The 18,393-nt window shown below is 44.6% G+C and carries 11 protein-coding genes; 5 read left to right on the forward strand and 6 right to left on the reverse strand.

Going from position 1 to position 18,393, the window contains the following annotated elements; all coding sequences use genetic code 11:
- The first annotated feature begins 5 nt into the window (after window positions 1-5).
- Entirely contained in the window at window positions 6-1,601 is a 1,596-nt protein-coding gene (locus tag IP510_RS02535; RefSeq protein ID WP_194363210.1) for a hypothetical protein, read from the forward strand.
- Between the two features lie 149 nt (window positions 1,602-1,750).
- Here the strand turns inward: IP510_RS02535 and IP510_RS02540 are convergent, their stop codons facing one another.
- Entirely contained in the window at window positions 1,751-2,284 is a 534-nt protein-coding gene (locus IP510_RS02540) for a Spy/CpxP family protein refolding chaperone (protein ID WP_194363211.1), read from the reverse strand.
- A 205-nt stretch (window positions 2,285-2,489) separates the two neighbouring features.
- Between IP510_RS02540 and IP510_RS02545 the strand changes: the two genes are divergently transcribed.
- The 3 genes from IP510_RS02545 to IP510_RS02555 all read left to right on the forward strand — a co-directional run bounded on the left by IP510_RS02545 (window position 2,490) and on the right by IP510_RS02555 (window position 11,317).
- Window positions 2,490-3,182: a response regulator transcription factor gene (locus IP510_RS02545; RefSeq protein ID WP_227669423.1), complete on the forward strand. Its 693-nt coding sequence runs from the start codon at window positions 2,490-2,492 to the stop codon at window positions 3,180-3,182.
- A 14-nt stretch (window positions 3,183-3,196) separates the two neighbouring features.
- A complete protein-coding gene (locus IP510_RS02550) occupies window positions 3,197-4,831 on the forward strand; it encodes a sensor histidine kinase (protein ID WP_194363213.1) in 1,635 nt (544 codons plus the stop codon).
- Window positions 4,832-5,263: 432 nt separating this feature from the next.
- On the forward strand, window positions 5,264-11,317 hold the full coding sequence (locus IP510_RS02555; RefSeq protein ID WP_194363214.1) for an ESPR-type extended signal peptide-containing protein: 6,054 nt from the start codon (window positions 5,264-5,266) through the stop codon (window positions 11,315-11,317).
- Window positions 11,318-11,529: 212 nt separating this feature from the next.
- Here the strand turns inward: IP510_RS02555 and IP510_RS02560 are convergent, their stop codons facing one another.
- A complete protein-coding gene (locus IP510_RS02560; RefSeq protein ID WP_194363215.1) occupies window positions 11,530-12,711 on the reverse strand; it encodes an acyl-CoA dehydrogenase family protein in 1,182 nt (393 codons plus the stop codon).
- A 266-nt stretch (window positions 12,712-12,977) separates the two neighbouring features.
- Here IP510_RS02560 and IP510_RS02565 point away from each other — a divergent pair, with 266 nt between their 5' ends.
- The gene (locus IP510_RS02565) at window positions 12,978-14,069 is read left to right on the forward strand and encodes a TonB family protein (RefSeq protein WP_194363216.1); all 1,092 of its coding nucleotides are present in this window, start codon (window positions 12,978-12,980) and stop codon (window positions 14,067-14,069) included.
- A 71-nt stretch (window positions 14,070-14,140) separates the two neighbouring features.
- On the opposite strand, the gene IP510_RS02570 is transcribed toward IP510_RS02565, so the two are convergent.
- From IP510_RS02570 to IP510_RS02585, 4 genes are all read right to left on the reverse strand, one after another.
- Window positions 14,141-15,286: a HupE/UreJ family protein gene (locus IP510_RS02570; protein ID WP_194363217.1), complete on the reverse strand. Its 1,146-nt coding sequence runs from the start codon at window positions 15,284-15,286 to the stop codon at window positions 14,141-14,143.
- On the reverse strand, window positions 15,283-16,512 hold the full coding sequence (locus IP510_RS02575) for a tetratricopeptide repeat protein (RefSeq protein ID WP_194363218.1): 1,230 nt from the start codon (window positions 16,510-16,512) through the stop codon (window positions 15,283-15,285). Before IP510_RS02575 ends, IP510_RS02570 begins: the two co-directional genes overlap by 4 nt.
- Window positions 16,513-16,588: 76 nt before the next feature.
- Complete coding sequence (locus IP510_RS02580; protein ID WP_194363219.1) at window positions 16,589-16,858, reverse strand: hypothetical protein; 270 nt, start codon at window positions 16,856-16,858, stop codon at window positions 16,589-16,591.
- A 27-nt stretch (window positions 16,859-16,885) separates the two neighbouring features.
- Window positions 16,886-18,382 carry a DUF4331 domain-containing protein gene (locus tag IP510_RS02585; protein ID WP_194363220.1) on the reverse strand — a complete coding sequence of 499 codons (1,497 nt, stop codon included), beginning with the start codon at window positions 18,380-18,382 and terminating at the stop codon, window positions 16,886-16,888.
- Window positions 18,383-18,393: the final 11 nt, after the last annotated feature.

Raw genomic sequence — 18,393 nt, forward strand, 5'->3', positions numbered from 1 at the left:
AAAAAATGAAAACAGTACATCAAAATATTGGCTTACGTCTGCCATCTGTGATTAAAAGCAACCAACTACTGACTAGTATGTTGCTATCAGGGGCACTGTTATTGACAGGTTGCCAGTCTACTAATCTAGGCCAATCTAACATGGTGGCCACTAAGCAATCACCTAGCACTGCAAAAAAGACTTTAGCAGCCGCGTTACAACAACAGCGTCGCCAATCGTTCAGCTATCATAGTAACCTTGAGATTGGCAACGAAATTAGCAACAACCAGCAGGTTACAGGCGAGTCTTCCAAGCAACTGGTCGTATCAGACTATGTAAACGAGCACTGCGAAGAGACGCATGATCAAGCCTATGCGGCGTTGATCCTGCAAGCAGAAAAACAGAACACAGATATTCTAGCCACCGATTATGATGTCAAACGTGACACCATCAGGCAGTCGTACTTTGAGTGCGTAGATGCCTATCATGCATGGGATGATCATCAATATGATAGCGATGTGAAGGTAGCAGCAGATTATCAGGCGTTATTTGACAATTATGAAGATAAACCTAAACCGATAGATGCAAAAAAGGCACAATTGCTCGATGCGTATTTGTTAAAGCCATTGTCTATCAATGCTCAAGGTATCTACCAGCCAATGGCGGGTAAGGCCACTATGCTCGCCAGTGTACAGTACCAAGCGCGCAATCATCACAGCAGTATCAATCAGCCGATCTATGTAGATTTTAAAAACGGTGATGTCTATTTATGGGCAGATAACTTTGCGCTGCTTAATTCCGAGCTGCTAGACGATAAGCTCGGTACAACATGGCGAAATAAGTGGTTAAAAATAGCCATTGATGATGGTACGCTGCCCAAGGGGTTTGGTAGCGAGGTGATCAAAAGCCATTTCGCCGCGTTAGATGCGACCTATGACGCAGCTCCTGTTGGCCAGTTCGATTATGTGGCTCCTAATACGCTGGCATCATTGACGCCCAAATTACCAGCGCAGCAGCTATCAGTGATGTTACCAACAGACCAAATCATTCGCCGAGTGCAAAGCTTTGATAGCTATCAAGCCTCTTATCAAAGCTATATGCAGATTTTCTACAGTCGTATTAGTAAGCGATATCCAGAGCTGGTAAAAGAAGCTGAGCCAATGACAGCGTTCGAGACCATTCAAGGTTCACCAGATCTCACCAGTAAGGCAATGGTAAAGAAAGTACTGGCGATGATAAAAGAACAAATGGCTGATGATGCAGCCATAGACACAAACGCCATTGCAAATAAAGATGTCCAAGAATTATATGGTTTCGATAAACGCGGTCAGCTGAAATGGCAGCAGATGCATCGCCAGCTGGATAACACCAGTAAACCTAATACAGATAAAAGCCTGTCGGTGGATGTCTTGCAGCAGTATTCTGCTATCAATACCACAGCATTGGCGTTTCCGAACTTGCCGAGTAATGTTCAATCACCGAATGCCAGCAATAGTATCGATTTACGACAATACGGCCCAGAATTGTTGCAATACTACCAAGATGGTAATGGAACGGCGATGGGTAAGATGATGTTTAATATGCTACCGATGGCAAAAGAGCGTTTCGGTGTGATTGAGTAACTGATCAGAGTATTAATAAGTGAGTAGAAAGCATTATTAGTTTGTGAGCAGGATAATTTTGCATTAAAAAAAGCGCACCTATTAACGGCGCGCTTTTTTATTTTATACGTATACAGCTGGGTAAAATAACACTTTTCCGGAGTGGTTTATTACATACCTTGCTGTGCACGATCACCACGTTGCTCACGATGCTCTGGACCACGACGGCCTTCGTCGTCACCTTTTCTATCTTCTTTCATTTGTGCAAGTTTTGCGCGTTGCTCAGCAGTTAATACTTGAGCAATGGCGTGTTGAGTTTGTACACGCTCAATAAAGCGCTGCTTCGTTTTAGCAGCTTGCTGATCGGCCAAACGGTTTACTGCAGCACTATTCAATGTGCTTGCATTGGTCAAGGTTTGCATCTGTTGATCCATTTGCGCACGCTCTGCTTGATGCTTTGTGCGATCCGCTTTGTTATTGCTATGCTTCGCTTCCATGATGGCTTTGATTTGTGTTTGCTGCGCTGCTGTGAGGTCTAGTTTAGATAGTGGGCCTCTCATCTCACCTTTTTTCATGCCAGCTTTATGCTGCTTTTGCATTTTTGTCGTAGGCGTTGTATCAGTGGTCGCGTTGACGCTGGTACATGCAGTGACAGTAAATACGCTAGACGCTGCTAATACTGAGGCTAATAATAATTTTTTCATAACGATATCCTTGATTGTATTGAGTGTAACTACATTGAATGTGGTGGTAATGGGTTGATAGGAGCTATATTACGACAGTTAAAGGTTACGAACATTTATGAAGTATTAAGAAAGGTAACGTTTTTAGCGAATTGCTACGCGCTTGCCTGATAATATGGGTAACTAAACGAATTAAACCAATTAATGCTATCGAAAGTGAAAGGAGATGAGTGTGCCAAATATATTGATAGGCGATGATGACGAAGAGTTGACCCAGTTATTACAAGAGTATCTGCACAATCATGGCATTCAGTGCGATTGTGTCCATGATGGCGCGGCAGTTATACAGCGACTCAAAGCAGTGGCACATGAAGATACGGTCTATGATCTGCTCGTGCTCGATATTATGATGCCGAAACTAGATGGATTGAGTGTCCTGCGCCAATTACCAAATATCATTGATATCCCTGTCATTATGCTGACCGCAAAAGGGGAAGAGATTGATCGGATTATCGGTTTAGAGTTGGGTGCGGATGATTATATCACCAAGCCTTGTAACCCTCGAGAGCTGCTGGCGCGTATCAATGCGGTGATTAAACGAACCAATACGACGGCCTCTGAACACACGCCACTACCAGAGAGTCGCTTGCATCTGGATCAGAACCAGCGCATTTGTGAGATAGATGGCGTGGCGCTACAAGTCACTGGTACAGAGTTTGATCTGCTCGTGGCTCTGCTCAAGCAAAAAGGGGAGGTGGTGAGTAAAGCATGGTTGTCAGAAAATGTCTTGCAACGCGAATTGCAGCCCTTCGACCGTAGCCTCGATGTACATGTATCTCGCTTACGCAAAAAACTTCAACCTTTTCACGATGAGCCAATAAAAGCGGTGCGTGGCAAAGGTTATCAACTGGTGTTGTAATGACGGATATATCGATGAAAGCTTCTGAACAGCCTCTCAAAAAATCCCCTAAATTTACGGTACGAATTACCTTGTTTTGGCGTCTATTTTTGAGCCTATTACTGACAATTTTGATCACCTCTGTACTGTCCATCGTAGTAGAGCGCTGGCTGGCTGAAAAAGAGCTGACCTCTCGTATGGATGTCCAAATCGACAGCCTATTGATGAAACGTGAAGAGATGGTCGCAGCGCTACGGATTGGTGATGTAGAGTTTGTCAGGCAGATGTATCGTCAAGATCGACAGCTAATGAATCAAATCAGGGTGTTTGATGAGCAGGGCGCTATTATATTTCCGCGTTACCGTGATAAAGACGGTCGGCAAGGGCAGCTGCAAAATGGTCGGCAAACAATGGATCGTGCGATACAACCGTTACAGCAAATACCGTCTAGACCGCCTAGAGTAGAGAATAACGCTTATGGTGTAGAAGGTCGCAATGCTGACGACAGATTGCGCGAGCACGACAATGAAATACCGAAAATTGAGTCGTCTTTTTGGCAAAAATTCCTAAAGCCAAGAACGGCAAGTAGCGCAGCAGTAGCTGATATCGATACTCGTCCTGAACTGGCTGATATATCTGTTGAACTACCTGATGGTCAGTCAATCATCATACAGTTGCGTCCGCATTTGCGTTTTTCAGACGTGGTAGAGATACAGCATGGTAATTTTCCAATACGTTTGCTATTGATCGTTATCTTTAGTGTATTGGTCTGTATATGGCTCAGTCGTACGCTGACCCAGCGTATCGGACGTGTACAAAATACAGTACACCGTATGATTGATGGTAATTACCAAGCCAACCCAGAACTGTCTAAGATGGGCGATGATGAGTTGGGGCTACTTGCCAAAGACGTCGCCCATCTATCGACGAGACTGGTTGACAGTGAGCTGGCACGCAAGCAAATGCTCAGTGATATCTCACATGAGCTGCGTTCGCCGCTTGCTCGTCTGGATGTAGCGACTGAGCTGACTCGAGATTTTGCGCCCAATGCCAATCGCTATTTAGACCGCATCGATAAAGAGTCTACACGGATGAATGAGCTGATTGAGCAGATCATTCACATTCAATCCCTGCAAATGCAGCAATATACTGTTGATAATTTGGAGAGTGAGGCAGTCGATATATCTGACATTATCAGTAGTATCGGAGAGGATGTCTGCTTTGAGTTTCAACATAAAGATGTGCATTGGAAATGGCAACCGCCTGAAGCCTCAGCGCTAGATGACTTGGAGGGTTTTTGGACAGTACAAGGCAATGCAGAGCAGTTGTATAGCGCACTTGAAAATGTCATTCGCAACGCTTTTATGCACACGGCAGCAGGTTCGACAGTGATTGCCCAAATCAAAGCAATACAAATGGACAATAAGGCACCAGCTGTTCAAATTGCCATAACAGACGAAGGTGGCGGTGTGGCAGACAAAGACTTAGAACGTATTTTCCATCCCTTTGTGCGGCTCGACTCTGCTCGACACCGTGATACTGGCGGTTATGGACTTGGACTGGCCATCGTCCATGCCGTAGTAATGGCACACAAAGGATATATCAATGCACATAATCGCCTTGATGACGTTCAAGGCTTGGTCGTAGAGATTGTATTACCTACAAAATAATAAGACTCATTACTGATAAATATTTTATGTAAGTGGCATGCGTTTATGATGCAATGATGGTGCATATAAACGTATACCTGACCTATATAAAATACTGGTTTTTTTGAAAATGGTCATAATTTAATACATATATTCATAAATATAAATAAATATATTCGTTTTTATGAATATAATTGCATGAACGGTATTAAAATACAGATGGACGGTATTGTCTCTCTTTATATATTCGGTAATACTAATATATAAAGAGAGTGATACATAACTTACAAAACAAAACGTCCTATTTTTTTAAACTTTGATACCAGAAATATTTGAAAAGACTAAATTATTATAAGTTCATAATTTGTTTTATTTTACTATATCAACTCTCTTGCAAGATGGATTTTATCTCTGATTTTTTAAATCTGACAAGTCTGTAAGGGAGTACGCATCATGAACCGCATCTATAAAGTCATCTGGAATGAAGCCTTAAGTTGTTTTACCGCCGTTGGTGAATATGCGAAGGGACGTGGCAAGTCTTCCAAATCTAGTGTTAGCTCTAACGCGACTATCAACACAACATCTAATCTGTCTGCTATCAAGACGTTACGCCTGAGCGCAATAGGAATTGGGCTAATAGCGGCTGGTTTTGGCATGCAAGCAAGTGCAGTGGGCACCTACTTTGCCGGAGATGATTCAGCGCCTAAAATCTATACAAATCCATTCTACCACCAGACATTAACGGTTCAAGGTGGTGAAACAGTAATGGGCGATTCTAGTACCAAAAATATTAGCGTCACGGCTGATAGACGTGATAAGTTACTGACGATAAAGCTTGATGAAAATGTTGACTTAGGGGCTGATGGTAGTCTGAAAATGGGCGATACCTTGGTCGATAACTCTGGTATTAAGATTACAGTAAGTGATCCGTTAAATAATGTCGTGCTAGGTAATAACGGTCTGAATAATGGTAACAACCACATTACAGGCGTTGCGGATGGTTTGATTGCTCTTGGTAGTAAAGAAGCGATTAATGGAGGGCAACTATCTAGCCTAGCGACCACGGTTGCCACTAATAAAACCAAGTATTATAGTGCGAATTCTATTGGTGGTGATAATGAGGACAACCTAGGCGCAACTGGACCAAACGCTATCGCCATGGGTAAAAATGCGAAAGCAATAGGTGAACAAGCTATTGCGATTGGTAGTAGTGGCAGTGGACAGGATACTAAAGCACTGGGTGAACAATCTATTGCCATTGGTGCCAATGTGGTATCAACAGGAGCATCATCTATCGCGATCGGTGGTGATGATTTAGATACTGCGTCAGAGGTTGCTGGTATTAACGAGTTATCTAATGCGTATACTAATAGCGACCTTATAGAAGATCCAAATAATCCATATGGACATACTGAGTCAGGAGGCACCGCATCTGTAGCAATTGGGGTCAAAGCACAGTCCGAAGGTAATTTATCTACCGCTGTGGGTGTCCGTTCAAGCTCAGCTGGTGATGCCTCTTCTGCCTTTGGTATGGGTTCTTCTGCAAATGCCAAAGGTTCAGTGGCACTAGGCGCAGGGTCAGCAGCTAATGTGGCAGGCGGCGAGGTAGGGTATATACCAACAGGTGCCAATACAGCCGCTACTACAGCTATCAAGTATACTCAGAGTGGCGTAGATTTCGGTGCTGTATCGGTTGGTACAGGGGAGGATGGTGGGAACCGTCAGATCATCAATGTTGCAGCAGGTAGTCAAGACAGTGACGCAGTGAACGTATCTCAGCTAAAAGCTGTCACAGACATTGCTAATAGAGGCTGGGATATCAGTGCACAAGGCAACAGCGGCACCGCAAGTACTGTAGAACCTGGCGAATCGGTTGACTTCAATAGTACAAACAGCAACATCATCGTCTCCAAAACAGCAAGCAGCAATGATGTATCATTTGAGCTCAATAACAATCTAGACCTAGGTGATAACGGTAGCGTGGAAATGGGTTCGAGTTCTCCTTTCGGACTGGGTAGTACAACGACACTTGATCGTTCTGGACTCACAACGGGTAATGTATTATCTAACACCACTGTGAATGGCTTAGGTATTAGAACGGGTAACGCCCTCTTTAATACTACCGTTACGGGTGTAGGAGTTGCTGTGTCAAGCCCTCTGTCTACCACTCTCCTATCTAGCAATGGCCTGAACATTGTTGGTGGACCGAGTGTCACCAAGAGTGGGGGCATCAATGCTGGCAACAGAAGAGTTATAAATGTTGATAATGGCATACAAGCTAAAGACGCTGTCAATGTCAGTCAGCTCAATAGTTCCTCTGCCGCTGCTAAAACAGAAGTTGCCGCCGGTACTAATGTTGCTGGTGTGGCGAAGTCAACGGGTGGTAACGGTCAAGATGTCTATACCGTTAATGCTGATGGCGTTACTTCTTCAGCAGGGTCTACCGCAGTCACCGTCACTGCAGCTGACAAAGACCTAGCGACTAACACGACCGATTATGCTGTTGACTTAAGTGCCGATAGCAAAACCAGCTTGGTAAAAGCTGACAGCGCTATGCAAACCGTAATCACTCAAATAGATGGGGATGAAGTTAAGACGCTGAATAAAACTGAAAATACCGCCAACTTCCTCAGTGGTAAGAACATCATCTTAACTGACGAAAATGGTGATATTAAAGTGTCTACATTAGATGAAGTTGAATTTACTGAAGTGACTACAGGAAGTACTTTATTGAACACAGGTGGGGTGAGCTTCCTTGGAGGCAGTACAGTCAGTTTGAGTAGTAATGGTCTTGATAATGGTGGCAACAGAATCATCAATGTAGATGATGGTGATGCGCCTATGGATGCTGTCAATGTTAGACAGCTAGAAAGCGTTAAAGTAACAGCCAATAGAGGCTGGGATATCAGTGCACAAGGCAACAGTGCTACTGCCAGTACTGTAGAACCTGGCGAATCGGTTGATTTTAATAGTACAAACAGCAACATCATCGTCTCCAAAACAGCAAACAGCAATGATGTATCATTTGAGCTCAATAACGATCTTGATCTAGGCAATAGTGGTAGCGTCAGTACAGGTAATATCTTCGGTGGCACCCAAGTTAACAGCCTCGGCATGATCACAGGTGGTCTAGTCATGGGTGGTGTTACTACAGTTAGTGGGCTTGGTGTGACGGTAACGGGTACAAACCCACTATCTAATGCAACGTTGACCAGCGATGGTCTGAGCATGGTCGGTGGCCCCAGCATCACTAAATCTGGTGGTGTCAACGCTGGCAATAAAAGAGTGATCAATGTAGATGATGGTCAGGGAGATACAGATGCTGTTAACGTAAGTCAGCTCAATAGTTCATCTGCCGCTGCTAAAACAGAAGTGGCCGCTGGTACTAACGTTGCTGGTGTTGTGAAGTCGATGGGTGGTAATGGTCAGGATATATATACCGTTAATGCTGATGGCACGACTGTATCAAAAGGCTCTGATGCTGTCACCGTCACAGCAGGTGACAAAGACGCTGTGACCAATATGACGGACTACGCCATTGATCTCAGTGATGCCAGCAAAACCAGCTTGGTAAAAGCTGATAGCGCTATGCAGAGCGTTATCACTCAAATAGATGGCGAAGACGTCAAGACACTGGATAAAACGAACAATACTGCCAACTTCCTCAGTGGTAAGAACATCATCTTAACTGACGAAGATGGTGATATTAAAGTGTCTACATTAGATGACGTTGAATTTACCAAAGTAACGACAGGTGACACCTTATTAAATACTGATGGTGTCACTATCGCTGGCGGATTTAATCAGACCGTTACCTTAAGCAATAGCGGACTTAATAATGGCGGCAATAGAATCATCAATGTAGATGACGGTCAGGGAGATACAGATGCTGTCAATGTTAGACAGCTTAATCGTTCATCTGCTGCTGTTAGAACAGAAGTTGCCGCGGGTACCAACGTTGCTGGTGTGGCGAAGTCAACAGGTGGTAACGGTCAAGATGTCTATACCGTTAATGCTGATGGCGTTACCGCTTCAGCAGGGTCTACCGCAGTCACCGTCACTGCAGCTGACAAAGACCTAGCGACTAACACGACCGATTATGCTGTTGACTTAAGTGCCGATAGTAAAGCCAGTCTGGTAAAAGCGGATAGCGCCATGCAGACTGTTGTTGCTCAGATCGATGGCAATGAGGTCAAAACACTGAACCAAACTGATAACACGGCCAACTTCATCACAGGTGACAACATCGTTCTTACCGCTGAGAATGATGGTATTAAAATTGCGACAAAGGATGATGTCACTTTTACCAGTGTTAGCTTCACTGACAGTCCGGTTCGTTTAAGTAGCGACGGTCTCAATAATGGTGGCAACAAAATCACCAATGTTGATGATGGTGAGGCAGATACGGATGCCGTCAATGTTAGACAGTTAAATGCAACCAATAGTACCGTTGACTTGGGACTGAACTTCACAGGAGATGATACTGCAGCTATCGTCAATCGCAAATTAGGTCAAACATTGACGATTCAAGGAGGCGCGATGGAGTTAACGGAAAATAATATCGGTGTGATCGCTGATGAAGAAGGCAATCTAAATGTTAGATTGGCTGAAGATGTGGTGCTTGGTACAAACGGTAGTGTGAGAATGGAAAACACAGTTCTCAACAATGCAGGCATCACCATTACTGATGGCCCTAAACAGACCGTTACCCTAAGCAACGAAGGTCTGGATAATGGTAATAATAGAATTATCAAGGTTGGTGAAGGGATTGCCCCAAGTGATGCTGTCAACTTTGCACAGCTCACAACCACCAATAACGAGATTGCTAAAGGTATCAGAATTGGTGACGGCAATAGTGCCAATGATCAGCAATTTGCATTAGGCGATACGATCAATGTGACCGGTGATAGAAACCTTACTACGGTTGCTTCGGCGACTGGTGTCCAGGTGAAACTTAATAACCAATTGGATCTGGGAGATGAGGGTAGTATACAGATAGGTAATAGCATCATGAGTAATGCAGGCTTTACCTTCGTTGATAATGGCTTTGGTAGAATGCTCTCACAGGCATCACAGGTCTCATTGACTAGCCGTGGTCTAGATAATGGTGGCAACACAATTACGAATATTGGTGCAGGTACACTTGACAGTGATGCGGTCAACGTTGGTCAATTAAAAGAAGTGGCAATCGCATTAGACCAAGGCTGGGGAATTACTGCTCAAGGTGATATTGCTACCATGGTCAAGCAAGGAGATGCGCTCGATTTAAACAGCACAGATGGCAACATCAAGGTCTCTAGAACATCAGTCAACAATGTAGCGACTACTGATGCGAATGCTCGCGTACAAGCATCGGCCATATCTGCTGGTGTCAATGATATCAGCTTTGATTTAAACCCAGACATCAGTTTGAATAGCGTGACCACTGGTGATACCACTATTAACAGCGATGGTCTCACGATTGTCGGAGGACCAAGCATTACCAAAAGTGGTATCAATGCTGCTGGAAACAAGGTCACTAATATCCAAAATGGTGAGGTTACTATAGACAGTCAAGACGCCATTAACGGCAGTCAATTGCATGCACAAGGCAGCGGTATCAGTAGTATTATCGGTGGTGCCACTGTTTACAATGCTGCTGATGGTACTTTCACCAATAGCAATATTGGTGGGACGGGTGAGGGTAGTATCGACGGTGCTATTGCTTCTATCCGGCAGGGTACTATTGAAATCAGTGAAACCGTACAGATCAATACCACCGCGATTTCAACGAATACCAGCAATATCTCGACCAACACAACCAACATCGCCACTAATACGACCAATATTGCGACCAACACCAGTAATATCACGACTAATACGACAAACATTCAGTCCAATACGGATAAAATTGATGCGGGTCTTAACTTCGGTGCTGACAGTGGTGCTGATATCAACAAGCCAGTCGGAGATGATAGTGTTCTAAGCTTCACAGGTGGTAATAACATCACCACAACAGCAGAGGGCAGTAGCATTAAGTTTGATCTCAACGGCAACATCAACGTTGATAGTGTCACGACTGGCACGACAGTCATCAATAGTAATGGTATCAGTATGCAAGGCGGCCCAAGTATGACCGCTCAAGGAATAAATGCAGGCAGTCAACGTATCATGGGTGTCGCTGATGGTATCGAGGCAACCGATGCCGTCAACTACAGCCAGCTGAGTGCACTTGATAGTAGACTCAATAGTAATATGAGTGATCTAGGCTACAAGATCAATGAAGTAGAAGATGATGCGAATGCAGGTATATCGGCTGCGATGGCAATGTCTGCCTTGCCTCAAGCCTATATATCAGGCAAGTCATTGATCGGTGGCGGTGTCAGTACCTATAATGGCGAAAGTGCCGTTGCGGTTGGTTTCTCCAAACTGTCTAATGACGGTCGCTGGGTCATCAAAGTAAATGGTACTGCCGATACGCAAGGCAATGTAGGCGGTGCAGTAGGTGCAGGCTTCCATTTTGATTAAAGCGATTTTGTTATAACGATTATGATGAAATAAAAAAAGCAAGACATCAGATGTCTTGCTTCTTTATGCGTGAATATAACAATAATTAGTACGCGATAAGTTAACGATAGAGACGCTCAGTTGCACAGATAGAGATGCTGGCAATATATGTGATGCCATTCAGATGCCAGTGCTCATTGTTAATCAAGCTCTAGCATCTAGTATCACTGCCTTTATATTCTGAACATGGCTGCATGAGGTGTCAATCCAACATAAGCCATGCCTGCTTGACTCATCCAGTGAGGCTGGATAATGCCATGTTGTAAGATCGCATGAATGTCTCTATGTGCTCGCTCTATTCTATGTTTTTTGTATAGTGAGGCCGTGCCAGCCACAGCATAAATCTCAGACACCATGGCTCTGGACTCTCTTGCCGCTTCACAAGATGCCGCCCAGACATCTGCAAGCTGTACATCCGTAAAGGTGTGTTTTTGCTGCGCCGCTTCCCACAGTGTCTCTACACTTTGATGAAGCTGGATGCGTCTAGAGGCCAATATTGTTTTACTCTTTGCAATGGTGTCTTGTACTGTTGTACGGTCGCGCAGATCTGGGTTTTTACCAGGTGTCACCCTCTCAAGACACATATCGATTAAATCATCCATGGCTGCTTTTAATACCCCTAGCGACATGGCAGCGCAGCCTGCGGCATTCATACAGCCAATAGGTAGACGACTATAGGCACTGTCTATTGTGACAGGACTGTTAAAATCAACGGCATATTCTGATTTGACAAAGGCCTCTTTGACGATAATATCATGACTGCCTGTACCATTTAATCCGCCCACATGCCAAGTATCTATAACCTCTACGTCTTTTTTCGGAATAAAAAACAGCTTTAGATTGGCACCCGGACCTAGTGTAGTTGGAGAGCCTTCAGAAATAACGAGACAACGTAGCACAAACCAGTCTGCCAACTCAGATCCAGAGACCAATGTCCATTGACCAGAGACTAGGTAGCCTCCATCAACTGTGTTAGCCACTCCTTCAGGACGTGCTGAATTGGCATAAACATGAGACGGATCACTATATATCTCATGCATACTTGACTCGTCTAAAAATCTACCAAATGTACAGGCCAAATGGTTGTTCCAAACGATCCACGCCACTGATGCCTCAGCACTGGCCAGTGTCTCATACACTTTTAGTGTTTCGACAGGGTTACCATCCCATCCTCCTAAAGACGCCGGTAGACCTAGCCTAAATAACGATTGTTCTGCAAGTTTTTTGACGACGTTTGGGGCAATTTTTCTGTCTTTTTCTGTGTCTTCTCTAGATAAGATTGCCGACTCATATACATTATGTGCCGCATCAGAGGGTAAGGTAATAGTTGCCTGTCCTGAAGATATATCATTCATATTGCTCAACCTTATTATTATGAGGAATAAACGGCATCCATGTCTTAAGTCGATGAGTTATGGGCTTTAGATATGACAATGCCTACAATAAGAGTAACCAACTGTTTACAACCATACAACCAATAATTTAAATATATTAAAAATAATATTGATATGAGCGAATAATAGTAAAAATGATGATGTGTTGCGGTCGTTATCAGCAATGCGAATGCTGCATTTAACTCTCTAATATTTATTAAATAAACCCGTATACAGGGTTGTTTTTAATGAGTATTCTAGTAGCTATCATGATACCAAGCCCCTTTACTCGTCTTATCACTACTTGGGTTACTATTGCAGTCGTCATACTGCATGGGATGACGGTGTGGGCGATGATGTCTGTAGATAACTCAAGACCTTTAGAGCCCGTCAATATACCAAAAGCCATTCAGATAGAGTTAATCAAAGAGTCCTCACTCTCTACCAAATCATCTATAGAAACGTCAAGTGCAGAGCCTCAACCTAACACGTCACTTCCCAAAAGGGTACTTACCAAAACTGAGACAACTAAAACTGGCACACCCAAGCAGCAAACAGATAAGCCAATACAAGATAGCCAGCCCACCAAGTCCCTTGAACCTGTAGCAGTATTAGTATCAGAGCCAATCAAACCCCTAAAGACGAAAGTAGAAAAGAAACCACTACCTGATAAGACATCATTGAATAAAACGTCTGATAAAGATAAAGAACCCAAGACAGATGCCACATCATCAGTCCAGAGCCTGACAACCGTAGAGTCAAGAAAAATAGTCCGCCTATCTGATGATTTGTCTGAAACAGATGATGACTTGTCTGCCATGATTCGAGCAGTGACCGCTCAGTTTAATCGTGAGCAAGCAATACAGAAACGATCCGCTGAAAATCAATCCGGTAGAAAGCAAGCTGAAAGGGAGCGGTGGCGAGTGCAAGCTGCTAATGAAGCCATTACAACAATGCTGGCATTGGCCGCTGATCAAGCTGCACAGCAAGATAGTGACCAATCTGAATGGGACAATCAGACAGACAAAAACCAAGCAGTACTTTTTGCCGCAGATGATGGAAGGTGGATTGAAGGGAGCGAGCCGATTACGGGTGTGCCATCGCTGGTATGGCGCAACATTAGTACTGGGTTAGGGGATGTCTTTATCGTTATGCTAGAGCTGCATGTCAATAAAGAAGGCTATGTGACAGAAGTGCAGGTACTTGAATCATCAGGCAGTCCGATTATCGATGCCATCGCAACCACTCAAGTCAGAGCAGGACAGCTCAACCCGCTAAAAGACAATGGCATCGTCGTCGATGCCATTGTCCCTATGTCGCTGGTCTATGAGCGGTCTTAGTGTCGGCTGCTAACAAGACATCCTTCATAAACTTTCACTGTTTGGAATGAAGTTGTCCGTCAATGAGCCATTTAAAAGGCTCGCTCAAAAAACCACCACAAAGCTATCAAAATACTAATTAGTGAACCCGTATAAAATATGCCCCATTTATAAAACTGGGTATGGCGCAGCAGTAAGGCGATAGGGAAAACCACAGCGATAAATACCAACTGTCCCAATTCGATACCGACATTGAAGCTGAGTAACGCCAGTACCCGCGCGCTTGTGGCAAGTGGTAAGTCTACTAGCACGTTGGCAAAGCCAAATCCATGAATCAGACCAAAAACGAACGCCAGATAAATGGCTCTCACTCGCAGCATTGGCACTAAATTATTGAGCGCGGCAAAGGCAATAGACAGCGCGATGACCGACTCAATAAAGCGGGCAGGTACGCTGACGATTTGTAGTGCTGCCAAGGTTAAGGTAATGGAATGGGCTAGTGTGAATGAGGTTGCGATCCAAAAGATCTCAAGTAGCGCTGCTTTTGGCTTGGCAACAGCGACCAGTTGTTTTTGTTTGCGCATGTACACAGCAGGTATGAGTAGCACGAATAAAAACAGCAGATGATCGAGGCCAATAAGCAGATGATGAACACCACTTTTGAGAAAGTTGGTGGCGATAGACAGCCATCCCGAGCTTGCCTCTGAGCCTAAAGGTGTTGATCCTACGGGCAATACTTGCAATGCTGCGTCATCACCAGATTCCGTTAGAATCAGACGATGATTGGCATCGATACCGGTCAATATCTGGTAATCAAGATTGTCGATAGGCTGCTCACAGCGTAATGCAAAATTGGTATACAGGTAGTTAAAACCGCCACGCGTGTTGATAGCCAGTGGTGCAAAGCTTGTTATTTGGCACAATTGATCAGTGTTTGTGAGCTTTATCTTAGACGTTACGAGCTGTTCTATCAGCGATGTCTGCGCTTTCACCTCCGCCCAACTGACCTGCTGGTCTTGGTTTGGATCGATGTTTATGAGCAATGCCAAATCGCGAAGTGATAGCTCGTACTCAGCCTTGTATATTACGCCTGCTGCATTGTTTGAGTCCTCTATCGCTAGGTTTAGATACGCGGTGCTAGATTCGTGCGCTTGTGCGACAGTGCCTATTAGCAATAAGAAAACCAGTGCGATATAACGATAGGTATGATGCCACATGTTTTTGTTTGGTGCGCTCATAAGGGGTTATCCTTGTTCGTCACTTGCGCACCTGATGTTTTGGCGGTTGAGTTAGGCATGTGGTCAGCTTGGCAGTGTAGGCATTCATCAATCTTACCCAAACGTAATGCACGCTCAAGTTCTGGGTATTCAAACTGTGTGTCTATCATAAACTGACGTAGTATTTTGATGTCCTTTTGGCTGCTAGCTTTGATAGCGGCTGTTGCATATAGCACGATATCGGCTGTTTCACGTTGATTTTTCCAGTTATCAATGGCCAATTTCAGGGCTGAGTCTGTGTCATTTGCGAGCAAAGCATAAGTCGCTTTTTCTCGCATATGAGCGTTTTCTTGACGTATCTGCCAGACATCGATGCGCTCTTTCATTAAGGTTAAGTTTTTCTGAGCGTTAGTATCTTTTAATTTTATTTGCGCGCTAATAAGGCGTAACAGCAGCGCATCTTTATCAGTATGCATTTGTAGCAGCGTACGTACGCGTTGGTATTCACCAATGCTCAACAACCAATCTGCCCGAGCCATCAATGCAGGTACAGTCTGATCATCCATTGCATCAAACACTTGATTGGACATGGCAACATCTTGACTACGCAGTGCCGCATCTGCTTGAATCAAATAGATCCAGCGTGCCGTCGACGCATCTAGGCCGGGCGCTAGGGCAGCCAGTCCAGCGAGGGTTTGTTTTACAGAACTAAGCTGTCCTGTCATGCTCTGTATTTGAGCGGCGCAGGCCAATGCATAAACACGCAGTTCTGGGTCGTTGAGTCTTTTGCAATAGCTCATAGCCTCTGTAAACTGACCTTGAACAACCAGCAGAGATGAGAGTGTCAATAAGGCATCTGGATGAGCGGCATCGCGACTGAGTATTTGTTTTAAGAGGTCTTTTGCTTGATCAAACTTATGATCGGACTGAAGTGCCCTTGCTTGTAACATAAGCGTGTCGGTACTTTGATCGGTGCTCTGATCCAATTGCGCGCGAGCTTGACCCAACGCGCGTGGATCACCTTGCAGATAAGCACGCTCTAATAGCTGACTGGTTTGCTCCAAAGAGTTTTTGCTGGTATCAGAGGCAAAATCAGCTGAGGTTAGATAACGCGCTTGCGGGGAGTCTTCAGGTAACGATGCGAGAATCTGTTGGTCATCTGTCGGGATAAAGGGGGCCGCATGAATAAGCGGTATGCTGACGAATACTAACAGTAGTAATTTGATAGGAAATTGAATCCAGTGCATAAAATACCTCAGCTCAGAACATAAAGAAACACCCAATCAGTAATCTGATTAGGTGCTGGATTTATCTCACACGACACTATAGCGAGGCGTTGGCGCCTGTCACTACAACAGGCTCTGCCAAATTGGCCTCGGGCAGTACAATCCGATCGATATCCTGAGGTTCATCAGTGTCCACATTGTTGCTGGCACCAATCACATCATTGGCTCTGTTGACAGCCAATTCAGCTTTGGCTTGGTCTACTGCAACATCGCTCTTGCCCAGATTTGACGAGCTATCATTATCATTGAAACAACCAGAAAGCGCAGCTGATCCAGTGATCAATACGGCTAACATTATATAGCGCATAGTATTTCTCCTTGGGTTAAATTCAGCTTATCGGCTACCTGGGGTTGGGGTGGTTAGATAAGGGAATACTGAGTCAAATTCGGTTGCAGGTTTAAGTGCACCATCAGTGAATAGTGCCTTGCCAGCTTTGGCATCAGCAGGAACACAAGTGACGGCAGCTGGTAAGCCTGCATGACATAGGGCGCCCATTGATACTCTTAGCGCGATATCGGTCACATCATCACCCGGACGTCTACCATTCGGGAAACCTGCGACATCGTTGGCAGTACTTGGACGGCCATCATTTTGAGCATCAATGATACTAATCACGCCCAAATCGTTTTGATTGGCAGCAGCGACTGCAGCTATGCTAGTGTTTAGGCGCAGCATGTCTGATGGCACCATATTTTCGTTAGCTGGTTTGTTGACAGTAGGAACGCCTGTCAAAAATGCGGTGACCAAATCTTGACGCGGGAAATTAGTCGGTGCTGGTGCTTGTGGATATAGCGTCTGAATTAGAGCAGGAAGCGTTGGATAAAAGACATAAGGCGCAAATTTTGCGACGTCATCTTTTGGCTCTGAAGCATTGAACTTGTCTTTGTCTTTAAGACCGATGACCACTTCGTTAACCAGTGGCATACCGAGTCTTGATACCTGAGTCCATGCACCACCTTTTTTGGCAGTCGTGCTGATGCCTGAAGCAGGATTGCCATTGACCAAGGTCGCTTGACGCACGCTGGCTGTTGTCCAAGCGCCAATCACAGGATCTTTGCTCGTGCTATTGACGAGACACGCTTTTGGCACTTCCATCGCGATTGAGGTGACGTTTTTGTCTGCTAGAGTATTGGTACCGCCATCACGCGCACCTAGTGGGTTTAGGTTGACCAAGTCAAACACTTTACCTAGATCAATAGCAAAACCTTCAGCACGCTGACCGACAAACACTCGACCTGTACCACAGCTGCCTAGATTTAGTGGCTTAATAAAGCTGCGCGCATAGGTAGGATAGTCTGTAAACGACTTGGTGCCAATATAGTCAAATGGCTTGTCAAAATTGCCTAACGAGGTGCGCGAGCCACTACGGCGATCGCCCTTAACCATCGTGACGTTGTAGCTTTCATTTGTTTGCACATTCGTAGGGTTGGATGCGTCACCTGCATTAGACAATGGAATGGCAACGTTTGGTGTTGATGGATTACCATCTGAATCAATCTCAATGCTGTTTAGCTCTTGAGTAAAATCAAACTGAAAGGTGATGTCTTCGACAGCATCACCGTTATTATCGATATGGATTTCATACAAGGCGTCGTCGTCTAATGCAAAGTAATTCGGTCCACCGTAAGCGTCCTGCAGCGGTAAATAGTTGGCAATAATCGTGACATAATCTGCTCGATTGGCTTCATAACTATTGAACATATAAAAGTCAGAGGCATCAACTTTTGGGGTTTTGGTGATAGATGGGGCTTCACGGTGACTTGAGGCCATAGCACTTGCACTCATGCACAGTGTTACCGCTGCTATTAGAGCCTTTGTAGTATATTTCATACGAATCCTTG

This window comes from Psychrobacter sp. NG254, assembly GCF_015277735.1.
Classification (GTDB): domain Bacteria; phylum Pseudomonadota; class Gammaproteobacteria; order Pseudomonadales; family Moraxellaceae; genus Psychrobacter.

Coding starts and splice junctions, on each gene's coding strand:
- IP510_RS02535 (WP_194363210.1), top strand. CDS start 6: ATGAAAACAGTACATCAAAATATTGGCTTACGTCTGCCATCTGTGATT.
- IP510_RS02540 (WP_194363211.1), bottom strand. CDS start 2,284: ATGAAAAAATTATTATTAGCCTCAGTATTAGCAGCGTCTAGCGTATTT.
- IP510_RS02545 (WP_227669423.1), top strand. CDS start 2,490: ATGAGTGTGCCAAATATATTGATAGGCGATGATGACGAAGAGTTGACC.
- IP510_RS02550 (WP_194363213.1), top strand. CDS start 3,197: ATGAAAGCTTCTGAACAGCCTCTCAAAAAATCCCCTAAATTTACGGTA.
- IP510_RS02555 (WP_194363214.1), top strand. CDS start 5,264: ATGAACCGCATCTATAAAGTCATCTGGAATGAAGCCTTAAGTTGTTTT.
- IP510_RS02560 (WP_194363215.1), bottom strand. CDS start 12,711: ATGAATGATATATCTTCAGGACAGGCAACTATTACCTTACCCTCTGAT.
- IP510_RS02565 (WP_194363216.1), top strand. CDS start 12,978: ATGAGTATTCTAGTAGCTATCATGATACCAAGCCCCTTTACTCGTCTT.
- IP510_RS02570 (WP_194363217.1), bottom strand. CDS start 15,286: ATGAGCGCACCAAACAAAAACATGTGGCATCATACCTATCGTTATATC.
- IP510_RS02575 (WP_194363218.1), bottom strand. CDS start 16,512: ATGCACTGGATTCAATTTCCTATCAAATTACTACTGTTAGTATTCGTC.
- IP510_RS02580 (WP_194363219.1), bottom strand. CDS start 16,858: ATGCGCTATATAATGTTAGCCGTATTGATCACTGGATCAGCTGCGCTT.
- IP510_RS02585 (WP_194363220.1), bottom strand. CDS start 18,382: ATGAAATATACTACAAAGGCTCTAATAGCAGCGGTAACACTGTGCATG.